The sequence below is a fragment of the Actinomycetospora straminea genome, from assembly GCF_028737255.1.
In the GTDB taxonomy this organism is placed as follows: domain Bacteria; phylum Actinomycetota; class Actinomycetes; order Mycobacteriales; family Pseudonocardiaceae; genus Actinomycetospora; species Actinomycetospora straminea.
Map to the genome: position 1 here is coordinate 39,238 of NZ_JAQZAN010000004.1, position 26,708 is coordinate 65,945.

A 26,708-nucleotide genomic window follows, 5' to 3' on the forward strand; every position below is an offset into this window, starting at 1 on the left:
TGGGCGTTCGTGAGCAGCGAGACGACCGACGGACAGGGCAACGTCACCGGCTCCCGCGCTGCTCCGCACGCCGACCCCGAGCGGGTCCGGACGGTTCTCGCGGAGGTCGACGCCGTCGACGGGTTCTTCGCGATCTCGACGCGGGTCGAGGAGTCCGCCGATCCGTCGTGGCGCCCGCTGGCCGAGCTCCTGGCGGTGCCGGACGAGGGCCCCGACCCCGTGGGGGAGCGCCTCGACCAGGTCGCCGAGGGGCTCGACGCCGACCGGCGGGTCGCGGGGTCGCTGCTGGCGCAGTCGGTGGCGTCGCGGTCGGTGTCGGTCCTGCTCGCGGCCGCCGCGGCCGGCGTGCTGCCCGACCTCTCGCCGGCGACCGTGCTGCACGCCCGGCCGTGGCCCGGCGGGCCGGTGCCGCTGTGGGTCGACCCGGAGCGGCTCGCGGGGGTCGAGCTCGGCGCGCCCGACGACCCCGCCACGGCCGCGCTGCTCGCGCGCGCCCTGGCCGACGAGCACGTCGCCCCGCTCGTCGCGGGCATCCGCGCGCGGGTGTCGGTGTCGGCGCGGGTGCTGTGGGGCAACGCCGCCGGCGCGCTGGGCGGGGCCGTGCGGGTCCTCGGCGGCGCCCGCCCGGACCGGCACGCCGCCGCGCTCGCCCTGGCGCGCGGCGTGCTCGCCCGGGAGCCGTTCGCGGGGCTCGGGGCCTTCGTCCCCGACCCCGGCCACCCCAGCGGCCTGGGGTTCCGCCGGACGACCTGCTGCCTCTACTACCGCGTGCCCGGCGGCGGGATGTGCGGCGACTGCGTGCTGCAGGGCCGGTAGAAGACCGGACGGCGGCTCAGATGGGCGGCCACACCACGAGGAGGCGCCCGGCGCCGAGCAGCGAGAACACGCCGACCAGCAGGAACAGGGCCACCCAGATGCCGGCGGGGACGCCGGTGAGGCGCTCGAGCTGGTCGGCGTCGGAGTCGGGCGCGCGACGCCGCGAGCGCTTGCGCTGCACCTCGAGCACCGTGCGCAGGCCGCCGACGATGAGGAACCACGTCACGAAGCACGCGAACCCGTACTGCACGTTCGCCGAGCCGTACGCGGCGACCACGACGAACACCGCCCCGGTGAGCACCACCGAGAGCACGCCGTAGGCGTTGCGGATGAGGATCAGTGTCGCGAGCAGCAGGATCACCGCGATCACGAGCATCCCGGAGATCGCGTCGGCCGCCACGAGCGCGGCCGCGGCCACCCCGAGCAGCGGCGGGGTGGCGTACCCGGCGGCGGCGGTCGCGACCATCCCCGGGCCGTCGCGCCGCCCCTTCGACACCGTCACCCCGGACGTGTCGGAGTGCAGCAGGATCTTGGTCAGGGTCCGTCCGGAGCAGATGGCGACCAGGGCGTGACCGCCCTCGTGGGCGATCGTCACGACGTTGCGCGCGAGCCGCCACGTGCCGTGCACGCCGACGACGAGCAGGGCGACGAGACCACCGAGGATCACCAGGGTGGCCTGCGTCTGCCCGGTGCTGAGCTGGTCGAGGCCGTCGAAGGGGAGCTCGAGGGCGGTCGCGGGGCCGGTCGTCACGATGGGTGCACGGTAGCGCCGACCGCCGGCGATCACGGGTCCGCCTCCTCGGCGGATCGCCTCCCGTCACAGCGGCACCTAGCGTCACTCGAGGACGCTCTCGTCCGCCATCGGTCACGATCGTCGGGGGACCTCCGTGCCGCGCGCTCGCCGTCCTGCCCTGGCCAGCCCTGTCCTGCCCAGCCCTGTCCTGCCCAGCCCCGTCCTCGTCGCCCTCGCCGTCCTGGCCGCCCTGGCCCTCGCGATCACCGGTGGTGCCGCCCCGGCCAGCGGCGAGCCCCGCGTGGCGGGCCCGCCGCCGCCGGTCGTGCCCGCCTCGGTGCCCGCCGCCGTCGCCGCCGCCGTCCCGCCCCCCGTCCCCGAGCTGCCCCGCGGCGGGACGACGATCTTCCCCCGACACCGGGTCGTCGCCTTCTACGGCACGGCGGGCACCGACGCGCTCGGCGTCCTGGGGGAGGGCAGCCCCGATCAGGCCGGGAAGCGGCTCGAGGAGGCCGCCGCCGCGTTCGCCACCCCGGGCCGCACGGTCCTGCCGGCGATGGAGCTGATCGCCACGGTCGCGAACGACGCGCCGGGCCCCGACGGCGACCACGCCACCGACATCACCCTCGACGAGGCGCGCACCTACCTCGACGCCGCGCGGGCCCACCGCCAGCTCCTGGTCCTCGACGTGCAGCCGGGCCGGGACAACTTCCTCACGGCGAGCCGCGTCTGGGAGCCCCTGCTGCGCGAGCCCGACGTCGGTCTGGCGCTCGACCCGGAGTGGCGGATGGACCCGGGCGAGGTGCCGGGCGAGGTCGTCGGCGGGGTGGCCGCGGCGGAGGTCAACGCCGTCGCCGAGTGGCTGGCCGGGATCGTCCGGGACGAGCGGCTGCCCGAGAAGCTGTTCGTCCTGCACCAGGTCACCGCCTCGATGATCACCGAGCCGGAACGGCTGGCGACGCCGGAGGGCCTCGCGGTGGTGCAGCACATCGACGGGTTCGGGGCGCCGGAGACCAAACGGGAGAAGTACGCGCAGCTCCAGCGCCCGCAGCAGCTCCACCCTGGGTTCGGGCTCTTCTACGACGAGGACACCCCGGTGCTCTCGCCGGCCGAGACGCTCGCCCTGTCCCCGCCCCCGGACCTCGTCACGTACCGGTGAGGCGGTCATGCTGATCGCGTGACGGAGACCGCGGGGTCCACCCCCGGCGCTGAGATCATCCGCATGGGCACCGCCCGGGGCCGCTGGATCCTGCTGACGACGGTGCTGGGGTCCGGGCTCGCGATGCTCGACTCGACGGTGGTCAACATCGCTCTGGAGCGCATCGGCTCCGAGTTCGACGCGAGCTTCGCGGCCCTGCAGTGGACCGTGAACGGCTACACGCTCACCCTCGCGGGCCTGATCCTGCTGGGCGGCTCGCTGGGGGACCGGTTCGGCCGCCGCAAGGTCTTCCTCATCGGCGTCGTGTGGTTCGCGGTGGCCTCCGCGCTGTGCGGGCTCGCGCCCTCGATCGAGTTCCTCATCGCCGGGCGCGCGCTGCAAGGGGTCGGCGGCGCGCTGCTGACGCCCGGCAGCCTCGCGCTGATCTCGGCGTCGTTCCACGGCGAGGACCGCGCGGCGGCGATCGGGGCGTGGTCGGGCCTGGGCGGCGTGGCGGGCGCCGTGGGCCCGTTCCTCGGCGGCTGGCTCGTCGAGTGGACCTGGCGGGCGGTCTTCCTCATCAACCTCCCGCTGGCCGCCGTCGTGGTGGCGGTGGCGGTGCGCCACGTGCCCGAGTCGCGCGACCCGCAGGCCGTCCAGCACCTCGACATCCCCGGCACGGTCCTCGCCGTCGCCGGTCTCGGGGCCCTGACCTGGGCGCTCACGGCTGCGGGCGAGGGCGGCTCGGCGGTGTCCGCGATCATCGCCGGCGCGGTCGGGGTGCTCGCGCTCATCGCGTTCGTGCTCGTCGAGCGCCGGTCGCGGGCGCCGCTCGTGCCCGGCGAGCTGTTCGCCAACGCCCGGTTCACCGGGACCAACATCATCACGCTGCTCGTCTACGGGGCGCTGGGCGTGAACTTCCTGCTCGTCGTCCTCCAGCTGCAGGTCGTGGCCGGGTTCAGCCCGCTCGCGGCCGGCACGGCGACGCTGCCGATCACCGTGATCATGTTGGTGCTCTCGGCGCGGTCCGGGCGCCTCGCCCAGCGCATCGGGCCGCGCTGGCCGATGACGATCGGGCTCCTGCTCGCGGCCGCCGGGATGCTGTGGCTGCGCGGCATCGGCCCCGACGCGTCGTACCTGACCGACGTGCTGCCCCCCGTGGTGCTCTTCGGCCTCGGGCTCGCGGGCACCGTCGCCCCGCTCACCGCGACCGTCCTCGACGCCGCCGACGACCGCCACGTCGGCATCGCGTCGGGGGTCAACAACGCCATCGCCCGCGCGGCGGGACTGCTCGCCGTCGCCTTCATCCCCGCCGTCGCCGGCATCTCGGGCCAGGACTACACCGACCCGCCCGCCTTCGCCGCGGGCTTCGCGAACGCGATGGTGATCGCCGCGGGACTGCTCGCCGCGGGCGCGGTGCTCTCGGCGGTGCTGCTGCGGCCCCGGCGCACGGCCGAGCCGCCCCCGACCCGCTTCCGCACCGAGGACTGCCCGCACTGCGGCATCGCCGCGCCGCAGCAGTACCCGCGCGACCTGGACGACTAGCCGGACGACGAGGAGGCCCGGACCGCCTCGACCACCGCGTCGGCGTCGTCCTCGGTGTTGTGCAGGTGGAAGCCCAGCCGCGCAGCCCCGCCCCGGACCGCGCAGCGCACGCCGGCGCGACCGAGCCGGTCGGGGGCACCGGGGTGGCGCACGGAGACGATCGCCGACTCGGCGGGCGGCAGGTCGAGGCCCGTGCGGACGCGGTTGGCGAGGCCGACCGCGTGCTCGCGCACCGCGGCGGCGTCGAGCGACGCGAGCCAGGGCAGGGCGACCGCGGCGCCGACCTGGGCGAGCCACACCGGCGAGAGGTCGAAGCGGCGGGCGTCGGGGTGCAGGCGCAGCGGCAGCCCGTAGATCGCGTCCCACCCGCCGGCGTACCAGCCGGACTGGACGGGGGCGACCCGCTCGGCGAGGCGGTCCGAGAGCGCCATCCACGCCGCGCCGCGGGGCGAGAGCAGCCACTTGTAGCCGCCGGCGACGACGACGTCGGCCCACGACAGGTCGGCGGGCAGCCAGCCGAGCGACTGGGTGGCGTCGAGGACGACGAGCGTGTCGGGCCCGACCTCGGCGCGCAGGGCGTCGAGGTCGACCACCGCCCCGTCTGCCGACGCGACGACGCTGACCGCCACGACGTCGGCCGCGCGGGTGCGCTCGGGCAGCTCGTCGAGGGGCAGCTCCACCACCTCGTGGCCGGCGGCGACGAACGGGAACGTGACGCTGGTGAACTCGCGGTCGGCGGTGAGCACCCGGGCGCCCGGCGGCAGCGAGGCGGCGACGAGCCCGAGCAGCCCCGAGACCGCGGTGCCGAGCACCACCGACGACGCCGGCACGCCCACGAGCTGCGCGAACGCGCCCCGCGCCGTCGCGACCGGCGCGTCGAACTGCGGGGCCGAGGTCTCGGCCCGGCCCCAGGCCACGACCGCGTCGCTCACCGCGGCGACCACCGGCTGCGGGGGGAGCCCGATGGACGGGGTGTTGAGGTAGACACCGTCGACGTCGAAGGTCGTGCCGAACGCATCTCGCACGATCTTCAGATTAGGCGTCGGTGGTGGGCGCGCGCGACGGCGTGCCCGCGACCCCGGCTGACGACGGACGCGACGGCCCGCGACGGGGCGGTGGCCCGGGCGGCCGCCGACCAGGGGACGTCACGCCGGCCCACGCCGTCGTGCTCCCCGCGGGGTGAAGCGCCGGAGGCGCAGGCTGTTGCCGACGACGAAGACGCACGTCGTCACCCCGGCCGCGACCTCGAGGTAGATCGTGTCCGGCCCGCCGGCGGCGGCGAGCGAGAGCGGGTGGGTCATGCCCGGCATGCCGGCGCCACCGAAGCCGGGGTCGGTGTCCCCGGTGTCCGCGTCGGTGTCCTCGGCGGGGGGGGCCGGCGGGGCGGCGCCGTAGCCGAGCTCCTCGACCGTCGCCACGAGGTCGTCGACGGGCATCGTCGCCGGGTGCTCGACCGTCGCGGTCGCCGTGGCGTAGTTGACGCTCGCCCGGACGCCGTCGAGCCTGGTCAGCCGTCGTTCGATGCGGGCGGCGCAGGAGGCGCACGTCATACCGCTGATCGCGAGCTCGACGTGCTGCGGCGTCGGCGCGGCGGGCGGTGCACTCATCGGACTCCCTCCTCTCACGCGACAGGTACCCCTGGGGGGTATCGGTGTCGAACCGGCGCGGCCGCATCGGGCGGGTGGTCGTCGGTCACGCGGGGCGAGGTGGTGTGATGGTTTCGTGACCTCCCACCGGCCGCCGCCGCGGTCGGGGCCGGACGGACCACCGGGACACCCCCGTCCGCTCGGCTCCGGCGGGCCCGTCGCCGCGCCACCGCGCCACCGCGCCGCGCCCGCGGAGCCCTGGGCGGACGGGACCGGCACCGGTGTCTCCGTGCTCACACCGCCGCCGCCCGTCCGGCGGCACCCCGTCCCGACGGCCCACGCGACGCACGTCGCGCCGCCGCCGCGACGCCGGGCGGGTGCCCCCGACGCGGGGCCCGGCATGCCTCCCGCCGCGCTCCGGTCCGTGCCTCCGTCCGCGGGGCGGCACGGGGCTCCCGGGCCCGCGGCCGTCGCGGCGGTACCCGCCCCGCCCGCCGGCCCGCGCCACGGCGGACGGCACGCGGGGGGAGGCGCAGGGGGAGGCGCGGGGGGAGGCGTGGCCCCCGTGGGTGCGCCGCCCGCCGGCGTCGACCCCAGCCCGTCCGGCCGTCACGGGCGCCCCGACGCCGCAGCGCCGGCAGCGCCGGCCCGGCCCGCGCTGGCCCGGCCCGCACCGGCCCGGACCGCACCTGCAGGCCCGGCCGACCCGGAGCCCCGGGACACCCCGCGACCGCGCGGCGCCACCGGGACCGCGCCGGGGCTGCCCGTCCCGCTCACGCCGCGCACCACCGGGAAGCGCCGCCGCACGCCCGCCGACGACCGCCCGGTCACCGGCGGTCACCGGGCGCCGGGCGGCCCGCGCACCGGCACGACCAGGGCGCGCCCCACGGCCGCCGCGACGATCGCACCCGCCCCCCGGCGCCGGGGCCTGACGCGCGGGCTGGGCGCGGCGGTGGTCGGCGCCCTCGCCGCTGGCACGATGATCACCCTCGACACGGTCTGGACCGGCACCGCCGACCCGCTGGCCTCGGCCGACCGCCTCCTGCAGGAGCTGCCCGGCGGCGCCGAGCCCACCGAGACCGTCGGCCCCGCCATCGCCCCGGACGCGCCGCGGGTCGACCTCGCCGCCGCCGTCGCGGCGGGCGAGGAGGCCGGCGCGCAGAACGGGGCCACGGTCGGCGTCGCGGCCATCGACACCGCCACCGGCGAGCTCGCCCCCGGCTCCAGCGGCGACCAGCGCTTCGACACCGCCTCGCTCGCCAAGCTCTTCGTTGTCGTCGACATGCTGCAGCGCCAGCGCGACGGCGACATGACCCTCGGGGCGCGCGACCTGCGCCTCGTGCACGCCGCGCTGAGCTCCAGCAGCGACCCGGCGATGAACGCGCTGTGGACCCAGTACGACGGACCGGGCGCGATCACCCGCGTCACCGAGGCGATCGGTCTCGAGGACACGAGCCCCCCGGAGGACACGTCGCAGTGGGGCGAGGTGCAGACCTCGGCGCGCGACATGGCCAAGCTCCTGCGGCACATCCAGGTCGAGCTGCCGCCGCCCGACCGGGACCTGATGCTGGGCTCGATGGGCCAGGCCGTACGGATCGCGGGCGACGGCTTCGACCAGGCCTTCGGCTTCCTCGACGGCCGCACCCCGGTCAAGCAGGGCTGGATGTGCTGCATCGCCGGGCGCGCCGAGGTGCACTCGGCGGGCGTCGTGGACGGGCGCTACATGGTCGCCGTGCTCACCAGCCAGCCGCCGGGCTACGACCAGGCCCGCCAGGTCGTCAACGCCGCCGCGGGCGCCGTGCGCGAGCGGCTCGGACCGGTGCCCGACGCCCGGTAGCCTCGAGCACACCCCGGCGCGAGGAGGGTCATGCACGGCTACGCGGACCACAAGGACGACCACCTGCGGCGGCTGCGCCGGATCGAGGGGCAGGTCCGCGGCATCGCCCGCATGATCGAGGACGACAAGTACTGCATCGACGTCCTCACCCAGGTCTCGGCGGCGACGCGCGCGCTGCAGAACGTGGCGCTCGGGCTGCTCGAGGAGCACATGAACGGCTGCGTCGTCGACGCCGCGAAGGCGAGCGACGAGGAGGCGGCCGAGAAGGTCCAGGAGGCCTCCGCGGCGATCGCCCGCCTCGTGCGCTCCTGATCAGGGGCGGGCGGGCGCCGTGCCGACCGTGCCCTCGATGCGGGCCCGGAGCTCGGCGGCGAGGGCCTCGACGCCCCCGAACCGGCGGTCGACGACGAGCTGGGTGAGCATCGCCAGGAGCACCGACGGCCACTCGATCAGCCCGACGACCCCGGCGCCGAGGTAGAGCCCGTAGAGCAGCAGGCTCGACGCCTCGGGCGTGTGGGCCCGGACCCAGAGCTTCACGGCCTCCTCGTCCCCGCGGTCCAGCGCGGCGAGCAGGTCGGGCGCCTCCTCGGGCTCGGGCGCGGTCTCCGAGGGCAGCGGAGGCGTGCGGGTCGCCGACCCGTCCGGCACGGCCGCGAGGTGGGCGCGGGTGGCGGGCAGCGAGGTGGTGCCGTCGGCCATGGGGTGTCCTCCGGGGGTCGGCGGGGTGAACACGTGCGGTCGGGCAGGCGTGCCCACCCTAGGCGGCCCCACCCCCGGCCACCGAGGCTGCCGGATCTCCGCAGGACGGTCAGCCGAGGAACAGCGGGTCGAGCGCCCGGCGGCGCTCGGCGCGGTCGAGGCCGCGCAGGTCCGCGACCCCGTGCTCGGTGACGACGACGTCGACGTCGTGCGCACCCGTGGTCACCGGACGCGACAGCCGCTGGACGCGGGTGGAGCGCCCGCGGTGGTGCGACGCGAGCGCCACGATCGAGAGCCCGCGGGGCGAGCGCGCCGCCGCGGCGGCGTAGTCAGGGTGCCCGCCGATGCCCCCGACCAGCGCATTCGCCGTGCCCTCGACGTTGACCTGACCGTCGAGGTCGATCTCCACCGCGGTGTTGACGGCCACGAGCGGCGGGTCGGAAGACAGCCGGCTCGGGTCGTGGGTGTGCTCGATGCGGTGCAGCACCGGGCGCCCGGCGCGCCCGCGGGCGTCGGCCCAGCCGTAGAGCGCGGCGGTGCCGACGAGGTAGGTGGCGACCGGCTCGCCGAGCAGCAGCCCGGCCTCGTCGAGGGCGACGACCCCGTCGCCGAGCAGGCCCGAGTCGGTCCGCACCCGCACCCCGGCCTCCCGCACCCCGTCGACGACGGCGGCGCCGAGCTGGCCGGGACCCCACTGCAGGCGCACCCCGTCGGTGAGCAGGCCCGCGACGTGGCGCCCGATCGCCGCGTGCTCGGCGCTGGGCTCGCCGGAGGGGACGACGTGCGGGCCGTCGTCGACCTCGCCGAGTACGAAGACCTGGGCGTCGGGCAGGGGCGGCCCGGACGCGGCCCGAGGCAGCCCCCGGTCGAGCACGACGGCGAGCGGGACGCCGAGGTCGATCACCGCGCGGACCCAGCCCACCTCGGCGCCGAGCACCGGGCCCACCGGGCCGGGGACGGCGGCCACCACGAGGAGGTCGGGGCGCAGCGGGCCCGCGACCAGCGCCGGCACCGCCGACAGGCGCGCCGGCACCGCCCGCACGTGCCCGGCGTCGACGGCCTTGCGCAGGCCCCAGCCGGGCATGACGGTGCGGGCGTCGGCGAACGCCTCGAGGTCGAGCCCGTCGGGCGCGCCGGGCAGCCAGCCGGTGACCAGGCGCAGGTCGCCGCGCTCGCGGGCCAGCTCGGAGAGCAGCGGGTACGCGGCGCGCGGGCTGCCCGTGCCGTCGGCCAGCGCGATGCGCGCACCGGGCCGGACGAGTCCCGCGAGGATGCGGCCGTCGAGCGCCATGATCTCCGCATCCTTCCAGGGGAAGCGGGCGGAAGGGGGAGCGAGGGTCACCCTCGCTGCGTGGGAGGCAGCGGGGGTGACCCTCGCTGCTCTGGGTCAGCCGCGCGCGGCCGGGCCGAGCAGGCCCCGGGCGATGATCACCTGCTGGATCTGGCTCGTGCCCTCGTAGATCCGGAACAGGCGCGCGTCGCGGTAGAAGCGCTCGACCGGCACCCCGCGCATGTAGCCCGAGCCGCCGTGGACCTGCACCGCCCGGTCGGCGATCCGCCCGACCGCCTCGGAGCAGAAGTACTTCGCCGTCGACGGGCCCATCGTGGTGTCCGAGCCGTCGTCGTAGGCCCGCGCGGCCTCGCGGACCAGCGCGCGCCCGGCGTGCCAGTCGGTGACCGAGTCGGCCACGAGCCCCTGCACGAGCTGGTAGGCCGCGATCTTGTGCCCGCCCTGCTCGCGCTCGGTGGCGAACAGGCGCATCTCCTCGACCAGGCGCGCCGACATCCCCGTGCACAGCGCCGCGATGTGCAGCCGCCCGTGCGCGAGGCAGCGCATGGCGGTGACGAAGCCGCGGTGCAGGCCCTCCTCGCCGCCGACGAGGTGCGACGCCGGCACCCGCACGTCGTCGAGGTAGACCTCGCAGGTCCACGACCCGCGCTGGCCCATCTTCGCGTCGTGCTCCGAGAACGAGACCCCGGCCGCCGACGTCGGCACGAGGAACGTCGAGATGCCTTTCGCGGGCGGAGCGTCCGGATCGGTGCGCGCGAAGACCATGAGCACGTCGGCGACCGGGGCGTTGGTGATCCAGCGCTTGGCCCCGGTGATGACGAACTCGTCGCCGTCGCGCACCGCCTTCGTGGTCAGCGACGACGGGTCGGAGCCGGCGTCGGGCTCGGTGAGCGCGAAGCTCGCGACGACCTCGCCGGTCGCCAGGCGCGGCAGCCACTCGGTCTTCTGCTCGGCGGTGCCGCCGGTGAGCAGGACCTGGCCCGCGATGCCGTTGTTGGTGCCGAACAGCGAGCGCAGCGAGGGCGTCGTCCAGCCGAGCTCCATGGCGAGCTCGACCTCCTCGGCCATCGACAGCCCGATGCCCCCGTACTCCTCGGGGATGGCGAAGCCGTAGAGGCCCATGGCCTTGCACTGCTCGCGCAGCTTCTCCGGGACCTCGTCGGCCGCCTCGATCTCGTCCTCGCGCGGCACCACCTGCTCGCGGACGAACTCGCGGACCGAGGTCAGGACGTCGGCGAAGTCGGAGGCCTCCATGCGCTCACGGTGTCACGTTCCGCGGGGCTGCGCCGTCCTCGGGAGCACCAGCCCACGACAGGAGTCCCCATGGCCCGCATCCCCCTCGTCGGCCCCCGCGACGCCGGCGTCCTCGGCCGCCTGGCCTACGCGTTCGCGCGCCGCCGCTTCGGCGACGTGCCCGAGCCCTTCGCCGCGCTGCGTCACCACCCGGGCCTGTTCTGGACGGCGGCGGTCGCCGAGTCGCTCACCGAGAAGGTCGCGACGGTCCTGCCGTCCCGCCTGCGCGAGCTCGCCGTGTACCGCACCGCGACGCAGGTCGGCTGCGCGTGGTGCGTCGACTTCGGCGAGATGCTCTGGATCCGCGAGGGCCTCGACGCCGACCACCTGCGCCGCGCCGCCGCCGACGGCGCCCCCGACGACCCGCGGTTCGACGCCGACGAGCGCGCCGTCCTCGCCTACGCCGACGCGATGACGGCCCAGCCGCCGCGGGTCACCGACGCCCAGGTCGCCGACCTCGACGCCCGGCTGGGCCACGCGGGCCTCGTCGAGCTGACCCACCTCGTGGCCGTCGAGAACCAGCGCGCCCGGGAGAACGCCGCCCTCGGCCTGCGCGCGCAGGGGTTCGCCGACTCCTGCGAGGTCCCCGTCAGGCCCTGAGCTTCTCGGGGGTCATCACGACGTGCACCCCGACCGCCCGCCCGTCGGCGACGGTGAGGACCCCGACCATCGGCGGCGAGGCGGGCAGCAGCATCCCGACCTCGCCGTTCACCGTCACCGGGCGGACGGCCGCGAGCAGCTCCGGCCCGGTCTCCTCCGCGAGCGCGACGAGCAGCCGCGCGACCCGGTCGGCGCCGCGGACCACCCGGCGGGCGGCCTTGACGATCCCGCCGCCGTCGGTGCGCAGCTCGGCGTCCGGGTGCAGCACGGCGACCAGCGCCGGGACGTCGCCCTCGGCCAGGGCCGCGAGGAACGCGTCGAGCACCCGGCGCTGCTCGGCGGCGGGGACCGGGTCGGGGAGCGCGCCCGCCGCGGTGGCCGCGGCCACCGCGCGGCGGGCCCGCGAGGCGTGCTGGCGGGCGGTGGTGGTCGTGCAGCCGAGCACGTCGGCGACGTCGTCGAAGCCCACCCCGGCGCCGTCGTGCAGGACGAACGCCACCCGCTGGTCGGGGGAGAGGTGCTCGAGCACGAGCAGCGCGGCCATCCGGACGTCCTCGCGGGCGGCGACGGCGTCGAACACGTCGTCCGGGCCCGTCGTCACCAGCGGCTCGGGCAGCCACGGTCCCACGTAGCGCTCGCGGCGCGCCGGGGCCGAGCGCACCCGGTCGAGGCACAGCCGCGACACCGTCGTCGCGAGCCACGCCCGCACGTCGCGCACGGCGCCCTGGCCGTCGGCGCCGAGCCGGTCCCAGCGCAGCCACGCGTCCTGCACCGCGTCCTCGGCGTCCGCACGCGAGCCGGTCAGCCGGTAGGCGACGGCGAGCAGGTGGGGGCGGTGCTCCTCGACGACGTCCACGGCGGGTGACTACCGCACGCCCCGCATCGCGCGGCGGATCCACGGGCTCAGGGCGAACAGGACGAGGCCCAGCACGATCGCCGCGCCGCCGATGACGCCGAAGTAGGCACCCTCGTTCTCGGCCGAGTAGTAGCCGGCGAGCGTGCCCGACAGCGCCGAGCCCAGGGACACCGACAGGTAGAACAGCGCCACCGTCTGGTTGCGAAAGGCAGCCGGCCCGACGCGGGTCGAGAGCGAGAGCCCGACCGGCGAGAGGTTGAGCTCGGCGAGGGTGAACACCAGCAGGATGCCGACGATCGCGAGCACCGGCGTGGTGTTCGCGCCGCCGCCGGCCCACGGCAGGAACAGCAGGAACGCGACGCCCATCACGCCGGCGCCGAGGGCGAACTTGACCGCGGTCGAGGGGGCCCGGTCGCCGAGCTTCGTCCACAGCAGCGCGAACAGCGGGGCGAGCACGATGACCCAGAAGGGCTGGATCGAGTTCACCCACGCGATCGGCATCTCCCAGCCGACCAGGTTCCGGTCCAGGCGCGTGTCGGAGTAGAGCGTCACGACGGTGAACTGCTGCTGGAACAGCGACCAGAACACCACGCTGCCCAGCCACATCGGGATGAACGCCCGCACGCGGCTGCGCTCGTCGCCGTCCACCTGCGGGCTGCTCAGCAGGATGGCGAAGATCGCGACCGAGATCACGGCGACGACGACCGCGACGCTCGTCGAGAGCGTGGCGGCCGAGAGGACGCCGGTGGCGAAGCCGACCGCGACGAGCACCACGACGGCCACCGCGACCACGGCCGGGCGCACCCAGGCGCCGGCGGGCAGCGGGTTGGGCACGACCGCGGCGCTCGCGGGCAGGCCGCGCCGTCCGAGGGTGTAGATCGTCAGACCGATCGCCATGCCGATCGCGGCGAGCCCGAAGGCCCAGTGGAAGCCGGCGAGCTCCTGGGTCAGGCCGGTCAGCAGCGGCCCGACGAGCGCGCCGATGTTGACGCCCATGTAGAAGATCGAGAAGCCGGCGTCGGCACGCGGGTCGTCGCGGTCGTAGAGCGAGCCGACGACCGTCGTCGCCGCCGTCTTCACCCCGCCGCTGCCGAGCGCGACCAGCACGAGGCCGACCGCGACCCCGGTGACCCCGGGCAGGAGCGCGAGGCCGAGGTGCCCGGCCATGACCATGACGGCGGAGACGAACAGCGTCCGCTCCGCGCCGAGCAGGCGGTCGGCGACCCACGCGCCGACGACCGCCGCGAGGTAGACCAGCCCGCCGTAGGCCCCGATGACGCTCGTCGCGGACTCCTCGGGGAACCCGAGCCCGCCTTCGGCCACGGCGTAGTACAGGTAGTACGCCATGACGGCCTGCATCCCGTAGAACGAGAAGCGTTCCCACAGCTCGACCGAGAACACGGTGCCCAGGGCCAGGGGGTGGCCGAAGAAGCGGCGGTCGGTGGAGCCGGTCGTCGCGGTCGATCCCGTCGGGGTCGTCGTCACGGTGTGCAGCGTGCTCCTCGCGGAGCGCGACCGCCAGGCGGCTCACCGCACCGCGACGCCCGTTCGTGTCGACAGGGAGGCACGGAGCGGGCACGCTGCGCCACCATGCCCGGCACCGCGGTCGGGTGGGTGGGAGGGGGCACGCATGTACGTCCAGAACGACACCCCGCTGGGTGGGTCACTGGTGTGGAGCTCGCTCGTCGCGGTGCTCCCGCTGCTCACGTTGTTCGTGCTGCTGGGCGGTCTGCGGATGCGGGCCTGGCTCGCGTCGCTGATCGGCCTGGCCGTCGCGCTCGCCGTCGCGATCCTCGCCTACGGCATGCCGGTCGGGCAGGCGCTGCTGGCCGGCACCGAGGGCGCCGTCTTCGGGTTCTTCCCGATCCTCTGGATCGTCATCAACGCGTTGTGGATCTACCAGATGACGGTCTCCACCGGGCACTTCGACGTGCTGCGCCGGTCCTTCGGGTCGGTCTCGGACGACCAGCGGGTCCAGGCGGTGATCATCGCCTTCTGCTTCGGCGCGCTGCTCGAGGCGCTCGCCGGCTTCGGCACCCCGGTCGCGATCTGCACCGTCATGCTCATGGCCCTGCGGTTCACCCCGCTCAAGGCCGCGGTCGTGGCGCTGGTGGCCAACACCGCACCGGTCGCCTTCGGCGCGATCGCCGTGCCGATCACCACGCTCGCCTCGGTGACCGGGCTGCCCGAGGAGGCCCTCGGCGCCATGGTGGGGCGGCAGACCCCGATCCTCGCCGTCTTCGTCCCGTTCGTCCTCGTCGCGCTCGTCGACGGCGCCCGGGGTCTGCGCGAGACCTGGCCGGTGGCGCTCGTCTCCGGGGTCGTCTTCGGGGCCGCGCAGTTCGTGACCAGCAACTACATCTCCCTCGCCCTCACCGACATCGTCGCCGCGCTGCTCGCGGCCGGCGCGGTGGTCCTGCTCGTCCGGGCGCGTCCGCCGCGGCGCAGCGCGGTGACGGCGGACGCGCCGGAGGACGCGCGGGAGTCGGTGAGCGTGAGCGGCGGCGGGTCGGCCGGGGGCGGCGGCTCCGGGGGCGGCACGGGCGCGAGCAGCACCGACGCCCCGGCGGGCTCCGACCACGACGACCACAGCCGGGACACCCGCCGGGACGTGGTCCTCGCCTACGCGCCGTACCTGATCATCATCCTGCTGTTCTCGCTGCAGCAGATCCCCGTGATCGACGACGCCCTGAGCGCCACCACGGTGAAGTTCAACTGGCCCGGACTCAACGTCATGACCGAGGCGGGGAAGCCCGTCTCGACGCAGGCGTTCACGTTCAACTGGCTGGAGTCGGCGGGCACGATCCTGCTCATCGCCGGCATCGTCACCGCGCTGGTGCTGCGCGTGCGGCCCGGTCTCGCCGTCGCCGCCTACTGGCGCACGCTCGTGCTGCTGCGCACGGCGATCGTCACGGTCATGGCCGTCCTGGCGCTGGCCTACGTCATGAACACCTCGGGCCAGACGCTGACCCTGGGCGGGCTGCTCGCCGGCACCGGCGGCTTCTTCGCGGTGCTCTCGCCGGTGCTGGGCTGGCTGGGCGTGGCGGTGACCGGGTCGGACACCTCGGCCAACTCGCTGTTCGGCTCGCTGCAGGTCACCGCGGCGCGGGGTGCGGGCCTCGACCCGATCCTGCTCGCCGCGGCCAACAGCTCCGGCGGCGTGCTCGGCAAGATGATCTCGCCGCAGAACCTGGCCATCGCCGCCTCGGCGGTGGCGATGAGCGGGCGCGAGGGCGAGATCCTGCGGCGCGTGCTGCTGTGGAGCCTCGTGTTCCTGGCGGGGATGTGCGTGCTGGTACTGCTGCAGTCGACGCCGGTACTGGGCTGGATGGTGGTGCCCGGCTGATCGGGACGGCGGAGCGGGAGGAACCGTTCGGCGACTCTTCACCCCAACGGGGATCGCGGACCGGGCGGACCGGGCACCGGGTGGTTTGATCGTCCCGCACGTCGCCGGGACGCACGGAGGGGCTCATGGATCCGGTCGTCATCGCCGTCATCGTCGCGGTCGCCGTCCTCGTGGTCGGGGTCGTGCTCGTCCTCGTGGCCCGCAGCCGGTCGCGGTCGCGCCGCGCGGCGCTGCGGAGCCAGTTCGGTGACGAGTACGACCGCGTGGTGTCCGAGTACGGCCGCAGCGACGGCGAGCGCGAGCTGCGGGCGCGACTCAAGCGCCGCCGGGAGCTGGAGATCCGCGAGCTCGACGAGGGCGAGCGCGACCGGTTCGGCAAGGCGTGGGACTCGGCGCAGTCGACCTTCGTCGAGAACCCGTCGACGGGCCTGCGCGACGCGGACCTGCTCGTCCAGCAGGTGATGCGCGAGCGCGGCTACCCGAACGAGCGCTTCGAGGACCGCGCCAAGATGATCTCGGTCGACCACCCCGACCTCGTCGAGCGCTACCGGGCGTCCCACCGCACGGTCACCGACGTCGAGGAGGGCAGCGCGGGCACCGAGGACATGCGCCAGGCGATGGTCGACCAGCGCTACCTGTTCGACGCCCTGCTCGGCGGCGGGGACGCGGCGCGGACGCGACGGATGTGAGCGCCTCCGGTGCCGCGGCCGGGCCGGTGCTCGCCGACCGCTACGAGCTGCGCGGGCTCATCGGGCGCGGCGGCATGGCCGAGGTGCACCGGGCCCTCGACCGCGAGCTCGGGCGCACGGTCGCGGTGAAGCTGCTCCCGGCCGAGCACCGGGGCGACGCCGAGTACGGCGGGCGGCTGCGCGACGAGGCCCGCGCGGCCGCGGTGATCGACCACCCGCACGTCGTCGCCGTGCACGACGTCGGGTTCGCCGAGGGCGGCGAGGTCTTCGTCGTCATGGAGTACGTGCAGGGGCGCACGCTGCGCGACGAGCTGCGCGACCGCGGGCGCCTGTCGCCGGACGAGGCGACGTCGGTGCTCGTGCCGGTGTGCGAGGCGCTCGCCGCCGCCCACGACCGCGGGATCGTGCACCGCGACGTCAACCCCGGCAACGTCATGCGCTGCCAGGACGGCACGGTCAAGCTCATGGACTTCGGCATCGCGCAGGTCGCCGACGTCGAGGGCTTCACCGGCACCGGGGTCGTCATGGGCACCGCGGCGTACCTCTCGCCCGAGCAGGTCCGCTGCGAGCCGCTGGACGGGCGCTCCGACGTCTACGCGGTGGGCTGCACGCTCTACGAGCTGCTCACCGGCGAGACACCGTTCCGCGGGCCCAGCTCGGTCGAGGTGGCCTCGCAGCGCCTGCGCGAGTCACCGGTGCCGCCGCGCGAGCACGTCCCGGCCCTCTCCCCGGACCTCGACGCCGTCGTGCTGCGCGCCCTGGCCCTCGAGCCGGCGATGCGCCACCACGACGCCCGCGAGCTCGCCGACGACCTGCGCCGCTTCGCCGCACCCGATCCCGTGCGTCGCACCGAGGTGATCACGCGGCCGGCCCCCGACACCCCGGCCCGACGCCGGCCGCCGGGCACCCGGCCCCAGGACGTCCCGCACGAGGGCCCCGACCCGGGCGAGACCGAGCCCTGGTCGGCCGTGCGCCGCCTCGGGATCGCGCTGGTCGTGCTCGCCGTGCTCGTGCTCGTCGGCGCCGGGGTGCTGCTGGCCCTGCGCTGAGCTGGTGGCTTCGCCAGGTGAGCAGAAAGACGCGCTACAGCACTTCTTTCTGCTCACCTGCGCGAAGTGCACCGCGGTCAGGGCCGGCCGATCCGCCGCAGCGCCAGGCGCCCGTCCGCCGGGCCGGTCTGCTCCCACGCGCCGGAGGCGACGGTCCAGGTCCGCCCGTCGTAGGTGACGCTCTCGAGGGCGAGGCGCTCGGCGTGGGCGACGAGCCAGGTCGCGATCGCCCACCCGTCCTCGGCCGGCTGCGCGCCCGAGAGCCGACGCGTGCCCAGCTCCGCGGCGGCGAGCTCGGCGACCGCCCCGGCGTCGGGGTCGGCGGGCGGGGTCGCCGGCAGGTCGGTGCAGGTCCAGGACGCCGGCGCCTGCCCGAGCAGCGACACCGCCATGAGCCGCGCCTCGGGCTCGTGGTCGGCGTAGGCCTCGGGGAACCCGCTGCGCTGCACCGTCTGCGCGGCCACCGTGACGTCCATGCCCGCCCAGCCCGGCACCTGCAGGAGCGCGGTGTAGAAGGCGGTGGTGCTGTAGACGGGGTCGAGGATCTCCTCCTCGGAGCCCCAGCCCTGGCTCGGGCGCTGCTGGAACAGGCCGAGCGAGTCCCGGTCGCCGTCGCGCAGGTTCGCCAGGCTCGACTCCTGGATGGCGGTGGCGAGGGCGATCGTCACGGCGCGGTCGGGCACGCCGAGACGCCGGCCGACCCCGACGATCGTCGCCGCGCTGTCGGCCTGCTCGGGGCTGAGGGTCCAGGTCGCGGGCAGGCCGGGGGAGTCGGGCGGGGCGGTGATCGTGCACCGGGGCCGGGCGGCGACGTCGCTCTCGGCGAGCACGACGACGAGCGTGACGAGCAGGGCGAGGACCGCGACGACGACCGCGACGACCACCGCGAGGCGGGCCCGCGCGCCGATCGGGGAGCTCAGGACGGTCCTCCCTGCGACACCTCGGCGCGGTGCTCGGCCACCGACGCGACGACCTCGGTGAGGAAACGGTGGACGACGTCCAGTTCGGCGGGCGTGTAGCCCGTGAGCACGGCGTCGAGACGCGCGGCGAGCGGGCCGAAGAAGGCGCGCCCGACATCGGCGCCCGCCGGGTCGTGGTGCAGCGTGACCCGGCGGCGGTCGATGTCGTCGCGGCGGCGGTGGAGGTGCCCGAGGCGCTCGAGGCGGTCGACGGCCGCGGTCGTGGCCCCCGACGACAGGCCGACCTCCTCGCCGAGCCGCCCCGGCGTCAGCGGGTCCCCGTCCCGCTCGGCGCGCAGGACGGCGAGCAGCGCGGCGGCGTCGGTGCGGTGCAGCCCCTGCCCGGCGGCGAAGACGTGCCCCAGCCGCCCGGCCTCGTCGGCGTAGGCCTGCAGCAGGTCGACGAGGTGCTCGCGCTCCTCCCGGCCACGGTCCGTCACGTCCTGCAGCCTAGTCGCGCTCCCTGTATTCTCGACGATCGAGAGATTCGACGATGAAGGAGTGTCGGGTGACGACGTCGGTGCGGTCGCGGGTGACGGTGGCGGACCGGGTGCGGGCCGGGGCCCTGCTGCTCGGCGCGCTGGTGCAGGTGGTCGCGGGCGGGCTGGGCGGCTCGGGCGCGTTCGGCCTGTCGGTGGGCCAGGTGGCGCAGGAGAACACCACGGTCGTCATGCCGGTGCCCGCGGCGTTCTCGATCTGGGGCGTGATCTACGCCGCGCTGCTCGTGCTCGCCCTGCGCGGCGTGCTGCCCGGCCAGCCGGAGCGTCCGGTGCAGCGGGCCACGGGCTGGTGGCTGGTCGCCTCCGCGGTGCTCAACGCCGGCTGGATCCTCGCGTTCTCGGCGCAGGCGGTCGTGCTCGCGCAGGCCGTGATCGTCGGGCTGCTCGTGGTGCTCGCCGTGGCACTGGCGCGCCTCACGGCCCACCCCGCGGACGGGGCGGCGGACCGCTGGATGCTCCACGGCCCCGTCGCGCTCTACGCGGGCTGGGTCAGCGTCGCGACCGTCGTCGGCGCGGCCACCACCGGCACGTTCCTCGGCGCGCCGGGCGCCGGCGGCGTCGCGACGGTGCTGGGCGCGCTGGTCCTGCTCGTGACCGGGGCGATCGCCGCCGCCGTCGTCGCCCGCACCGCCGGGGCGCTGCCCTACGCGGCGTCCGTGGTCTGGGCGCTCGGGGCGATCGTGGTGATGGGCCCGCCGCTCGCGGTCGTCGTCGCGGCCGTCGTGGCCCTGGTCGCGGTGGTGGCCGTCGCGGTCCGGCGCGTGCTCGCCGCGCCCCGGGGTCGGCGCGTGGCGGCGGCGTTCGGCTGACGCGGGATCACCAGCACGCCGAGATCACCAGGACGCCAGGCACCTCGCGAGCCCTCCCGAGGTGCGTGGCGTCCTGCTGATCACGGCTCTTGCTGCTCCGGCCCTTGCTGCTCCGGCCCTTGCTGCGTCCGCCCGCCCCGCGTGGTGAGGTGATCACCGAGCGGAGGAGGGCACGCGGGTGCTGGTGTGGCTGGTGCGCGTGGTGGCGGTGGTGTGGCTGCTCGGCGTGCTCGTCGTCGCGGTCGGCACGTACGCCCCGCGGCTGCCGGTGATCGGGTTCCTCGGGTCCTTCGTCACCGGGCAGTACCCGCTGCACGCCGCGCTCGCGGCCCTGACCGGCGTCGGGCTGGGCGTGCTGGCGCGGGCGCTGGGGGCGCGGACCGACGGCGCGGTCGTCGCCGGCGTGGCGCTGGTCGCCGCCGTGGCCCTCGTCGGGGTCCTCGTCACCCAGGTCCGCGCGTCGGGGACCCGGATCGACTGGTGGCAGGCGCTGACGGTCACGGGCCAGCCCGACGGCCGCCCCGACCGCACCGAGCCCTACGCCGCGGACGAGCTCGGGCGGCCCCTGCTCCTCGACCTGTACCGGCCGGCCGGACCCGGCCCGCACCCCGTGGTCGTGTGGGTTCACGGCGGCAGCTGGGTGCGCGGCGAGCGCACCGACCGGACGGCGCTGTGCCGCTGGCTCGCCGACCGCGGGCACGCCGTCGTCGCCGTGCAGTACCGCCTGCCCCCGCCCGCACCGGTGGGGGAGGGCCAGCGCCGCGACGTGGCGGCCGCGGCCGCGTGGGCGGCGGAGCACGCCGGCGAGGAGGACCTCGACCCCGGCCGCCTCGTGATCGCCGGGCAGTCGGCCGGCGCGACGCTCGCGCTGAGCACCACCGCCGGCATCCTCGCCGGCGAGCTCGCCGCGCCGCGCCCGCGCGCGGTGGTCGCGTACTACCCGGTCACCGACCTGCGGGCCGTGGACCGCTCGCTCCAGGACGCCGTGCTCGGCGGGCGTGCCGCCGACGACGTGGCGGCCACCCGGGCGTCGTCGCCCGCCGCCCTCGTCCGCCCCGACCTGCCGCCGACCCTGCTCGTGCTCGGGTCCGCCGACCACTTCGTCTTCCCCGACCGCGTCCACGCCTACGACCGCGACCTGCGCGCCGCGGGCGTTCCCGGCCGGCTGGTCGAGGTGCCCCACGCCGACCACGTCTTCGACTTCCCCTTCGGCAGCCCGGGCGCCCAGGCCACCCGCCCGCCGGTCCTTGCGTTCCTCGCCGAACACGTGGGGACGCGGACGTCGTGAGGATCGAGGAGGTCGCCGACGGCGTGCACCTCGTGCGCGGGTCGGCGGTGAACTGGGTGCTCGTCGTCGACGGCGCGGCGGTGACGCTGATCGACGGCGGCTACCCGGGCGACGCCGACGCCGTCGGGGCCTCGCTCGCCGCCCTCGGGCGCGGGCCGGGCGACGTCGTCGCGGCGCTGGTCACCCACGCGCACGTCGACCACGTCGGTGGGCTCGCGCCGCTGGTCGCGCGCCACGGCATCCCGGTGCTGACCGGCCCGGTCGAGGCGCGCCACGCCCGCCGGGAGTTCCTCGAGCAGGCGGGCCCCGCCGACGTCGCCCGGAACGCCTGGCGGCCGCGGGTGCTCGCCTGGGCGGTGCACGCGGCGCGGCTCGGGGCGCTGCGGGAGGTCGCGCTGCCGACCACGAGCGGTGTCGCCCACGCCGCGCCGCTCGACCTGCCCGGCCGCCCCGTCCCGGTCGCGACGCCCGGCCACACCAGCGGGCACACCGCCTACCTGCTGCCCGGGGCCGGCGTGCTCGTCAGCGGAGACGTGCTGGTCACCGGGCACCCCACGAGCCGCCACCACGGCCCCCAGCGCCTGCCCGCGTTCTTCGACCACGCGCGCGGGTCGCTCGCGCCGCTGGCCGGCCTGGACGCGGGCGTGCTGCTGCCCGGCCACGGCCCCGCCTGGCACGGCACGCCCGCGGAGGCGGTGACACAGGTCTCCCGGCGCGAGGGCTGATCGTGGTGGACTGCCCGGCATGACCGATCGGGGGACCGAGGACGTCGTCGCGGGCCAGGAGCCCCGCCGGCGCTGGAGCATCGTCGGACCGGGCATCGTCGTCGCGGCGACCGGCGTGGGCGCGGGCGACCTCGTCGCCACCCTCGTCGCGGGCGCCGAGTACGGCTACACGCTGCTCTGGGCGGTGGTGCTCGGCGTCGTCGTCAAGATCGCGCTGGCCGAGGCGACGGGCCGCTGGCACCTCGCGACCGGCTCCACGATCTTCGCGGGCTGGCGCTCGCTGGGGTCGTGGACGACCGTCTACTTCGTCGTCTACGTCGCGATCTGGGGGTTCGTCTACGGCGCGACGGCGATGACGTCGTCGGCGCTGCCGCTGGCCGCGATGTTCGGCGGCTCGATCCCGGCCTGGGGCATCCCGTGCGGCCTGGTCGGGCTGGTGCTCGTGTGGTTCGGCTCGTACCCGCTGTTCGAGAAGATCATGACGGTGCTCGTGGGCGTCATGTTCGTCGTCGTCGTGGGGCTCGCGATCCTCGTGCTGCCCGACGTCCCGGCGATGCTCGCGGGGCTGCTCCCGACGCTGCCGCAGGGCTCGGGGATCTACACGCTCGGGCTGGTCGGCGGCGTCGGCGGGACCGTGACGATGGCGGCGTACGGCTACTGGGTCAACGCCAAGGGCTGGCGCGACAGCTCCTGGATCCGGGTCATGCGGCTGGACAACCGCGTCGCCTACATCACCACCGGCATCTTCGTCGCCGCGATGCTCGTCGTCGGCGCCGAGCTGCTCTACACGGCCAACATCGCGCTGGTCGAGAGCGACCGCGGCCTGCTCGACCTCGACGCGATCCTCGCCCAGCGCTTCGGTCCGGTGATCGCGACGCTGTTCCTGGTCGGCTTCTTCGCGACGTCGTTCTCGTCGCTGCTGGGCGTGTGGCAGGGCGTGAGCCTGATGGTCACCGACTTCGTGCGCACGCGCCGCGAGGCCGTCGCCCGGACCCCCGAGCAGCTCGCCGCCGCCGGGCAGCTCTCCGACGACGCCGAGCGCTCCGTGCCGTTCCGGGCCTACCTGCTGTGGCTGACGTTCCCGCCGATGCTGCTGCTGTTCCTCGGGCGGCCGTTCGCGCTGGTCGTCGCGTACGGCGCGCTCGGGGCGTTCTTCATGCCGTTCCTGGCGATCACGCTGCTGTGGTTGCTCAACAGCAGCCGCACCCCGCGGGAGTGGCGCAACGGGTGGCTCTCGACGACGTTGCTCGTCGGCGCCGCGGCGCTGTTCCTCGTCCTGTGCGTGACCGAGCTGATCGACACGTTCGGGTAGGGCTATGTGCGTGATCTCCTGAGCTATGGCTCAGGAGATCACGCACGTCGAGGTCAGAACGTCAGGACCAGGCGGCCCCGGACGCCGCCGGCCTCGAGGCGCCGGTGGGCCTCGGGCGCCTTCTCGTACGGGATGGTGTCGGCGACGCGCAGGGTCAGCACGCCCTCCTCGGCCTGGCGGCGCAGCCGGTCCAGCGCCGCGTGGTCCTCGGCCACCTCGCGCACCAGCACCGGGTGCCAGGTGATCCCGCGCTCGTCGGCGCCCCGGTGGCCCCGCACCGTCGCGATCCTCCCGCCGTCGCGCACCGCGTCGAGCAGCGCGTCGCCCTGCAGCGAGCCGTCGACCACGGCGTCGACCCCGCCCGGCTGGTCGTCGCGGATGCGCCGGGCCACGTCGTCCCCGCGGCGCACGACGACGTCGGCGCCCAGCTCCCGCACCAGGGCCTCGTCGTCCTCGGAAGCGTCGGCGACGACGGTCAGCCGGTCGGCCTTCGCGAGCTGCACGACGTAGCCCCCGAGGGCGCCCGCCGCCCCGGTGACCGCGACCGTCTGCCCCGGGGCGAGCGCGAGCGTGTCGAGCGCGAGGCGCGCGGTCAGGGCGTTCATGGGCAGGGTGGCGGCCTCGACGATCGACGCGGTCGACGGCGCCCGCACCGCCGACGCCGCGGGCACGACGACGTGCTCGGCGTAGGCGCCGTGGGTGCCGTCGGGCACGACGATCGCCATCGCCGCGTCGCCGACGTGCAGCTCGGTGTCGGTGCCCTCGCCGATCTCGTCGACCTCGCCCGCGGCGTCCATGCCCGGCACGTACGGCGGCGGGTCCTTGCGCTGGCGCTCGGCCCGGGAGCCGTCGCGGGCGAGGGTGTCGGTGGGGTTGACGGCCGCCGCCCGCACGCGCAGCCGGACCTCGCCGGGACCGGCGTGGGGCTCGGGCAGCTCGACGACCTCGAGGGCGTCGGGCCCTCCGTAGGACTTCACTCCGATGGCTCGCACGCATCGTGCCTACCCGGACGGGTAGACCGGGACGCGTGACGACATCGCCGCGCCGCTTCCGCGTCGTCGACAGCCCGATCGGCCCGCTCACGCTCACGTGGGACGACGAGCGCGGGGCCGTCGTCGGGGTGCACGTCCACGACCAGCACGAGCGCGGGCCCGACCCCGCGTTCGGCGTCCCCGACGAGGGCGCCTGCGCGGGCCTCGACGCCCTCGCCGTCGAGCTCGACGAGTACTTCGCGGGGGAGCGGCAGCGGTTCTCGGTGCCCGTCGACCCGCCCGGGACGGCGTTCTCGCGGGCCGTGTGGGCGGCCCTGGCCGAGGTGCCCTACGGGTCGGTGACGACCTACGGCGCGCTCGCGGCGGCGGTCGGGAAACCGCGCGCGGCGCAGGCCGTCGGGACCGCGAACGCTCGCAATCCGGTCAGCCTGCTCGTTCCCTGTCATCGCGTGGTCACCGCGGCGGGTCATCCCTCGGGTGGGGGACCCGGGATCGCACGCAAGCGATTGCTCTTGGCGCTGGAGCGCCGGAGCCCTTGACCCTGCCCTCGCGGCGAGTACCGTCGGACGTGTTGCTGTGGTGCCGATCACAGGAGCTGACGGGTGATCCGCACCGCGCACGCGACCGCAGTGGAATGACCGGGAAGAGGTGATGGATTGGACGCAGGGAAGACCCCGCACCGCATCACGAGGACCCGGTCGTCCCGGCGCCGCACCGCGCACGGGAGCTGATCCAGACCAGACTCCACGCCGCTGAGCGCATCCAGTCGGTCGGTGGGACGACCGGGACCGTGCGGGTCCCGAGCTGACACTTCCTCCCAGAAACGGACCGGCGTCCCCGCCACGGGGGCGCCGGTTCGTTGTGTTCGGGGTGGCTCCTCGCTGGTGATCGACGGGGACTTCGCGCGCGTAGAAGCAGCGAACAGCCCGTTCGCTGCGACCGGGCCCGTCCGCGGCGGCCGGGCCCGTCCGCCGCGACCGGGCCCGTCAGTAGTGGACGACGCCCCGCTCGCCGCCGGCGGCCGCGACGGCGCCGCCGGTGACGCTGACCGCGCGGGGGGAGGCGAGGAACGCGACGACGTCGGCGACCTCGTCGGCGGTGATGATCCGCCGCAGGCTGGTGGCCGCGGCGAGCTCGGCGCGGACCTCGTCCTCGGAGCGCCCGGTGGCCGCGACCCGGTCGGCGATCATGCCGGCCGTGCGCTCGGTCTCGGTGTAGCCCGGGTGCACGACGACGACGCCGACGCCGTGCGGGCCGAGCTCGTCGGCGAGGTTCGCGGTGAGCGCGGCGACGCCGACGTTGCGGATCGTGCCCGCGATCGAGCCGGTGCGCCGGGCGTTGAGGCCGGAGATGTTGACGATCCGCCCCCAGCCCTGCGCGGTCATGTGCGGCGCCACGGCGCGTGCCGTGCGCAGGTAGCCGAGCACCTTGGTGTCGACCTCGGCGAGCACCGCGTCGTCGGTCAGCTCCGCCAGCGGCGGGATCGGCGACCCGCCCGCCGGCCGCGCCGCCGCGTTGACCAGCACGTCCACGCCACCGAGCACGCCGACCGCGCGGTCGACCATCGTGCGCACCGCCGCGTCGTCGGTGGTGTCGGCGACGATCGTCAGCACCGTCGACGCCGGGCCGGCCGAGCGCACCCGCCCCGCCGCGCCCTCCAGCGTGTCGGCGTCCCGGCCGACGAGCACGACGTGCGCGCCCTCCGTCGCGAGTGCCCGCGCGCACGCCAGGCCGATGCCCCGCGAGGCGCCGGTGACGATGGCGACCCGCCCGCCGAGGTCCAGGTCCACGCTCAGCTCCAGTCGTAGAAGCCGCGCCCGGACTTCTGCCCGAGCTCGCCGCGCTCCACCTTGTCGCGCAGCAGCTGCGGCGGGGTGAACCGCGGGCCGAGCTCCCGCGTGAGGTGCTCGGCGATCGCCAGGCGCACGTCCAGGCCGACGACGTCGGTGAGGCGCAGCGGGCCCATCGGCCAGCGGTAGCCCAGCTGCATGCCGGTGTCGATGTCGTCGGGGCTCGCGACGCCCTCCTCGACCATGCGGATCGCCTCGAGGCCCACGGTCAGGCCCAGGCGCGAGGTCGCGAAGCCGGGCGCGTCGTTGACGACGATCGAGGTCTTGCCCAGCGCGTCCACCCAGTCGCGGCAGGCCTGCGTGGTGGCCTCCGAGGTCCCCGGGTGCACGACGAGCTCGACGAGCTTCTGGGCCGGCACCGGGTTGAAGAAGTGCATGCCGATGACGCGCTCGCCGGGCAGCTCGGCCGCGATCGCGCCGATCGAGAGCGACGAGGTGTTCGACGCGAGCACGGCCTCGGGGCAGGCGCGGGCGGCGGCGCCGAGCACCGTCTGCTTGATCTCGACCCGCTCGGGCACCGCCTCGACCACCAGCGCGGTGTCGGCGGGCAGCTCCTCCACCGCGGTGGTGGGCGTGAGCCGGGCGACGAGGTCGTCGCGCGTGGTTCCCTCGGGCAGCTTGCCGCGCTGCGCGGCGCCGTCGAGGCTCGCCGCGACGGCCTGGGCCGCCGCGTCCAGCCGGGAGCCGTCCGCCTCCACGAGCACGACCGGGGAGCCGGCGGCGAGCAGGACGTGGGCGATCCCGGCGCCCATCGTGCCGCCCCCGATGACGGCGGTCGTCGGGCGTGCGTCCATG

At 75.8% G+C, this 26,708-nt stretch carries 27 protein-coding genes; 14 read left to right on the plus strand and 13 right to left on the minus strand.

Annotated features, from left to right (window positions below; all coding sequences use genetic code 11):
• The first annotated feature begins 9 nt into the window (after positions 1–9).
• Positions 10–816: a (2Fe-2S)-binding protein gene (locus PH190_RS07570; RefSeq protein ID WP_274230889.1), complete on the plus strand. Its 807-nt coding sequence runs from the start codon at positions 10–12 to the stop codon at positions 814–816.
• A 16-nt stretch (positions 817–832) separates the two neighbouring features.
• On the opposite strand, the gene PH190_RS07575 is transcribed toward PH190_RS07570, so the two are convergent.
• The gene (locus PH190_RS07575; RefSeq protein WP_274230890.1) at positions 833–1,567 is read right to left on the minus strand and encodes a M50 family metallopeptidase; all 735 of its coding nucleotides are present in this window, start codon (positions 1,565–1,567) and stop codon (positions 833–835) included.
• 136 nt (positions 1,568–1,703) lie between these two features.
• On the opposite strand from PH190_RS07575, the gene PH190_RS07580 reads away from it, so the two are divergent.
• Together PH190_RS07580 and PH190_RS07585 are read left to right on the plus strand one after the other, a co-directional pair.
• The gene (locus PH190_RS07580; protein WP_274230891.1) at positions 1,704–2,708 is read left to right on the plus strand and encodes a hypothetical protein; all 1,005 of its coding nucleotides are present in this window, start codon (positions 1,704–1,706) and stop codon (positions 2,706–2,708) included.
• A 63-nt stretch (positions 2,709–2,771) separates the two neighbouring features.
• Entirely contained in the window at positions 2,772–4,232 is a 1,461-nt protein-coding gene (locus PH190_RS07585) for an MFS transporter (protein ID WP_420791609.1), read from the plus strand.
• On the opposite strand, the gene PH190_RS07590 is transcribed toward PH190_RS07585, so the two are convergent.
• Together PH190_RS07590 and PH190_RS30745 are read right to left on the minus strand one after the other, a co-directional pair.
• Positions 4,229–5,257, minus strand: a complete 1,029-nt coding sequence (locus PH190_RS07590; RefSeq protein ID WP_274230893.1) for an aminotransferase class V-fold PLP-dependent enzyme — start codon at positions 5,255–5,257, stop codon at positions 4,229–4,231. The two genes, PH190_RS07585 and PH190_RS07590, sit on opposite strands and share 4 nt — an antisense overlap.
• 120 nt (positions 5,258–5,377) lie before the next feature.
• Positions 5,378–5,839 carry a heavy-metal-associated domain-containing protein gene (locus PH190_RS30745; RefSeq protein ID WP_420791597.1) on the minus strand — a complete coding sequence of 154 codons (462 nt, stop codon included), beginning with the start codon at positions 5,837–5,839 and terminating at the stop codon, positions 5,378–5,380.
• A gap of 544 nt (positions 5,840–6,383) precedes the next feature.
• Here PH190_RS30745 and PH190_RS07600 point away from each other — a divergent pair.
• A complete protein-coding gene (locus PH190_RS07600) occupies positions 6,384–7,655 on the plus strand; it encodes a serine hydrolase (protein WP_274230894.1) in 1,272 nt (423 codons plus the stop codon).
• Positions 7,656–7,685: 30 nt separating this feature from the next.
• Positions 7,686–7,967: a metal-sensitive transcriptional regulator gene (locus tag PH190_RS07605; protein WP_274230895.1), complete on the plus strand. Its 282-nt coding sequence runs from the start codon at positions 7,686–7,688 to the stop codon at positions 7,965–7,967.
• Here the strand turns inward: PH190_RS07605 and PH190_RS07610 are convergent, their stop codons facing one another.
• The 3 genes from PH190_RS07610 to PH190_RS07620 form a co-directional block, all read right to left on the minus strand.
• Positions 7,968–8,354 carry a hypothetical protein gene (locus PH190_RS07610; protein WP_274230896.1) on the minus strand — a complete coding sequence of 129 codons (387 nt, stop codon included), beginning with the start codon at positions 8,352–8,354 and terminating at the stop codon, positions 7,968–7,970. It lies immediately after the preceding gene.
• A gap of 109 nt (positions 8,355–8,463) precedes the next feature.
• Positions 8,464–9,645 (minus strand): acetyl-CoA hydrolase/transferase C-terminal domain-containing protein, encoded by a 1,182-nt coding sequence (locus PH190_RS07615; RefSeq protein ID WP_274230897.1) that lies wholly within the window; start codon positions 9,643–9,645, stop codon positions 8,464–8,466.
• 96 nt (positions 9,646–9,741) lie between these two features.
• Entirely contained in the window at positions 9,742–10,899 is a 1,158-nt protein-coding gene (locus PH190_RS07620) for an acyl-CoA dehydrogenase family protein (protein ID WP_274230898.1), read from the minus strand.
• A 69-nt stretch (positions 10,900–10,968) separates the two neighbouring features.
• Here PH190_RS07620 and PH190_RS07625 point away from each other — a divergent pair, with 69 nt between their 5' ends.
• Positions 10,969–11,538: a carboxymuconolactone decarboxylase family protein gene (locus PH190_RS07625; protein ID WP_274230899.1), complete on the plus strand. Its 570-nt coding sequence runs from the start codon at positions 10,969–10,971 to the stop codon at positions 11,536–11,538.
• On the opposite strand, the gene sigJ is transcribed toward PH190_RS07625, so the two are convergent.
• A complete protein-coding gene (gene sigJ, locus PH190_RS07630) occupies positions 11,528–12,394 on the minus strand; it encodes an RNA polymerase sigma factor SigJ (protein WP_274230900.1) in 867 nt (288 codons plus the stop codon). The two genes, PH190_RS07625 and sigJ, sit on opposite strands and share 11 nt — an antisense overlap.
• Before the next feature lie 9 nt (positions 12,395–12,403).
• The gene (locus PH190_RS07635) at positions 12,404–13,879 is read right to left on the minus strand and encodes a peptide MFS transporter (RefSeq protein WP_274230901.1); all 1,476 of its coding nucleotides are present in this window, start codon (positions 13,877–13,879) and stop codon (positions 12,404–12,406) included.
• Between the two features lie 145 nt (positions 13,880–14,024).
• Between PH190_RS07635 and PH190_RS07640 the strand changes: the two genes are divergently transcribed.
• The 3 genes from PH190_RS07640 (at position 14,025) to PH190_RS07650 (ending at position 17,478) form a co-directional block, all read left to right on the plus strand.
• A complete protein-coding gene (locus PH190_RS07640) occupies positions 14,025–15,740 on the plus strand; it encodes an L-lactate permease (protein WP_274230902.1) in 1,716 nt (571 codons plus the stop codon).
• Positions 15,741–15,865: 125 nt separating this feature from the next.
• Positions 15,866–16,429, plus strand: a complete 564-nt coding sequence (locus PH190_RS07645) for a hypothetical protein (RefSeq protein WP_274230903.1) — start codon at positions 15,866–15,868, stop codon at positions 16,427–16,429.
• Positions 16,426–17,478 carry a protein kinase domain-containing protein gene (locus PH190_RS07650; protein WP_274230904.1) on the plus strand — a complete coding sequence of 351 codons (1,053 nt, stop codon included), beginning with the start codon at positions 16,426–16,428 and terminating at the stop codon, positions 17,476–17,478. Before PH190_RS07645 ends, PH190_RS07650 begins: the two co-directional genes overlap by 4 nt.
• 77 nt (positions 17,479–17,555) lie before the next feature.
• Here the strand turns inward: PH190_RS07650 and PH190_RS07655 are convergent, their stop codons facing one another.
• Positions 17,556–18,362, minus strand: coding sequence for a hypothetical protein (locus PH190_RS07655; RefSeq protein WP_274230905.1), 807 nt, complete (start codon positions 18,360–18,362; stop codon positions 17,556–17,558).
• Between the two features lie 32 nt (positions 18,363–18,394).
• The gene (locus PH190_RS07660) at positions 18,395–18,877 is read right to left on the minus strand and encodes a MarR family winged helix-turn-helix transcriptional regulator (RefSeq protein ID WP_274230906.1); all 483 of its coding nucleotides are present in this window, start codon (positions 18,875–18,877) and stop codon (positions 18,395–18,397) included.
• A 68-nt stretch (positions 18,878–18,945) separates the two neighbouring features.
• Between PH190_RS07660 and PH190_RS07665 the strand changes: the two genes are divergently transcribed.
• The 4 genes from PH190_RS07665 (at position 18,946) to PH190_RS07680 (ending at position 23,071) form a co-directional block, all read left to right on the plus strand.
• Positions 18,946–19,746, plus strand: coding sequence for a tryptophan-rich sensory protein (locus tag PH190_RS07665; protein WP_274230907.1), 801 nt, complete (start codon positions 18,946–18,948; stop codon positions 19,744–19,746).
• Positions 19,747–19,924: 178 nt separating this feature from the next.
• Positions 19,925–21,034 (plus strand): alpha/beta hydrolase, encoded by a 1,110-nt coding sequence (locus PH190_RS07670; protein WP_274230908.1) that lies wholly within the window; start codon positions 19,925–19,927, stop codon positions 21,032–21,034.
• A complete protein-coding gene (locus PH190_RS07675; RefSeq protein ID WP_274230909.1) occupies positions 21,031–21,759 on the plus strand; it encodes an MBL fold metallo-hydrolase in 729 nt (242 codons plus the stop codon). The genes PH190_RS07670 and PH190_RS07675 overlap by 4 nt, the downstream gene beginning before the upstream one ends.
• A gap of 19 nt (positions 21,760–21,778) precedes the next feature.
• Entirely contained in the window at positions 21,779–23,071 is a 1,293-nt protein-coding gene (locus PH190_RS07680) for an Nramp family divalent metal transporter (protein WP_274230910.1), read from the plus strand.
• A 53-nt stretch (positions 23,072–23,124) separates the two neighbouring features.
• On the opposite strand, the gene PH190_RS07685 is transcribed toward PH190_RS07680, so the two are convergent.
• Positions 23,125–24,063 (minus strand): NADP-dependent oxidoreductase, encoded by a 939-nt coding sequence (locus tag PH190_RS07685; RefSeq protein WP_274230911.1) that lies wholly within the window; start codon positions 24,061–24,063, stop codon positions 23,125–23,127.
• Between the two features lie 35 nt (positions 24,064–24,098).
• Between PH190_RS07685 and PH190_RS07690 the strand changes: the two genes are divergently transcribed.
• Complete coding sequence (locus PH190_RS07690; RefSeq protein ID WP_274230912.1) at positions 24,099–24,602, plus strand: methylated-DNA--[protein]-cysteine S-methyltransferase; 504 nt, start codon at positions 24,099–24,101, stop codon at positions 24,600–24,602.
• Between the two features lie 447 nt (positions 24,603–25,049).
• On the opposite strand, the gene PH190_RS07695 is transcribed toward PH190_RS07690, so the two are convergent.
• Positions 25,050–25,853 (minus strand): SDR family NAD(P)-dependent oxidoreductase, encoded by an 804-nt coding sequence (locus PH190_RS07695; protein ID WP_274230913.1) that lies wholly within the window; start codon positions 25,851–25,853, stop codon positions 25,050–25,052.
• A 2-nt stretch (positions 25,854–25,855) separates the two neighbouring features.
• A complete protein-coding gene (locus PH190_RS07700) occupies positions 25,856–26,707 on the minus strand; it encodes a 3-hydroxyacyl-CoA dehydrogenase family protein (RefSeq protein ID WP_274230914.1) in 852 nt (283 codons plus the stop codon).
• Position 26,708 lies beyond the last annotated feature (1 nt).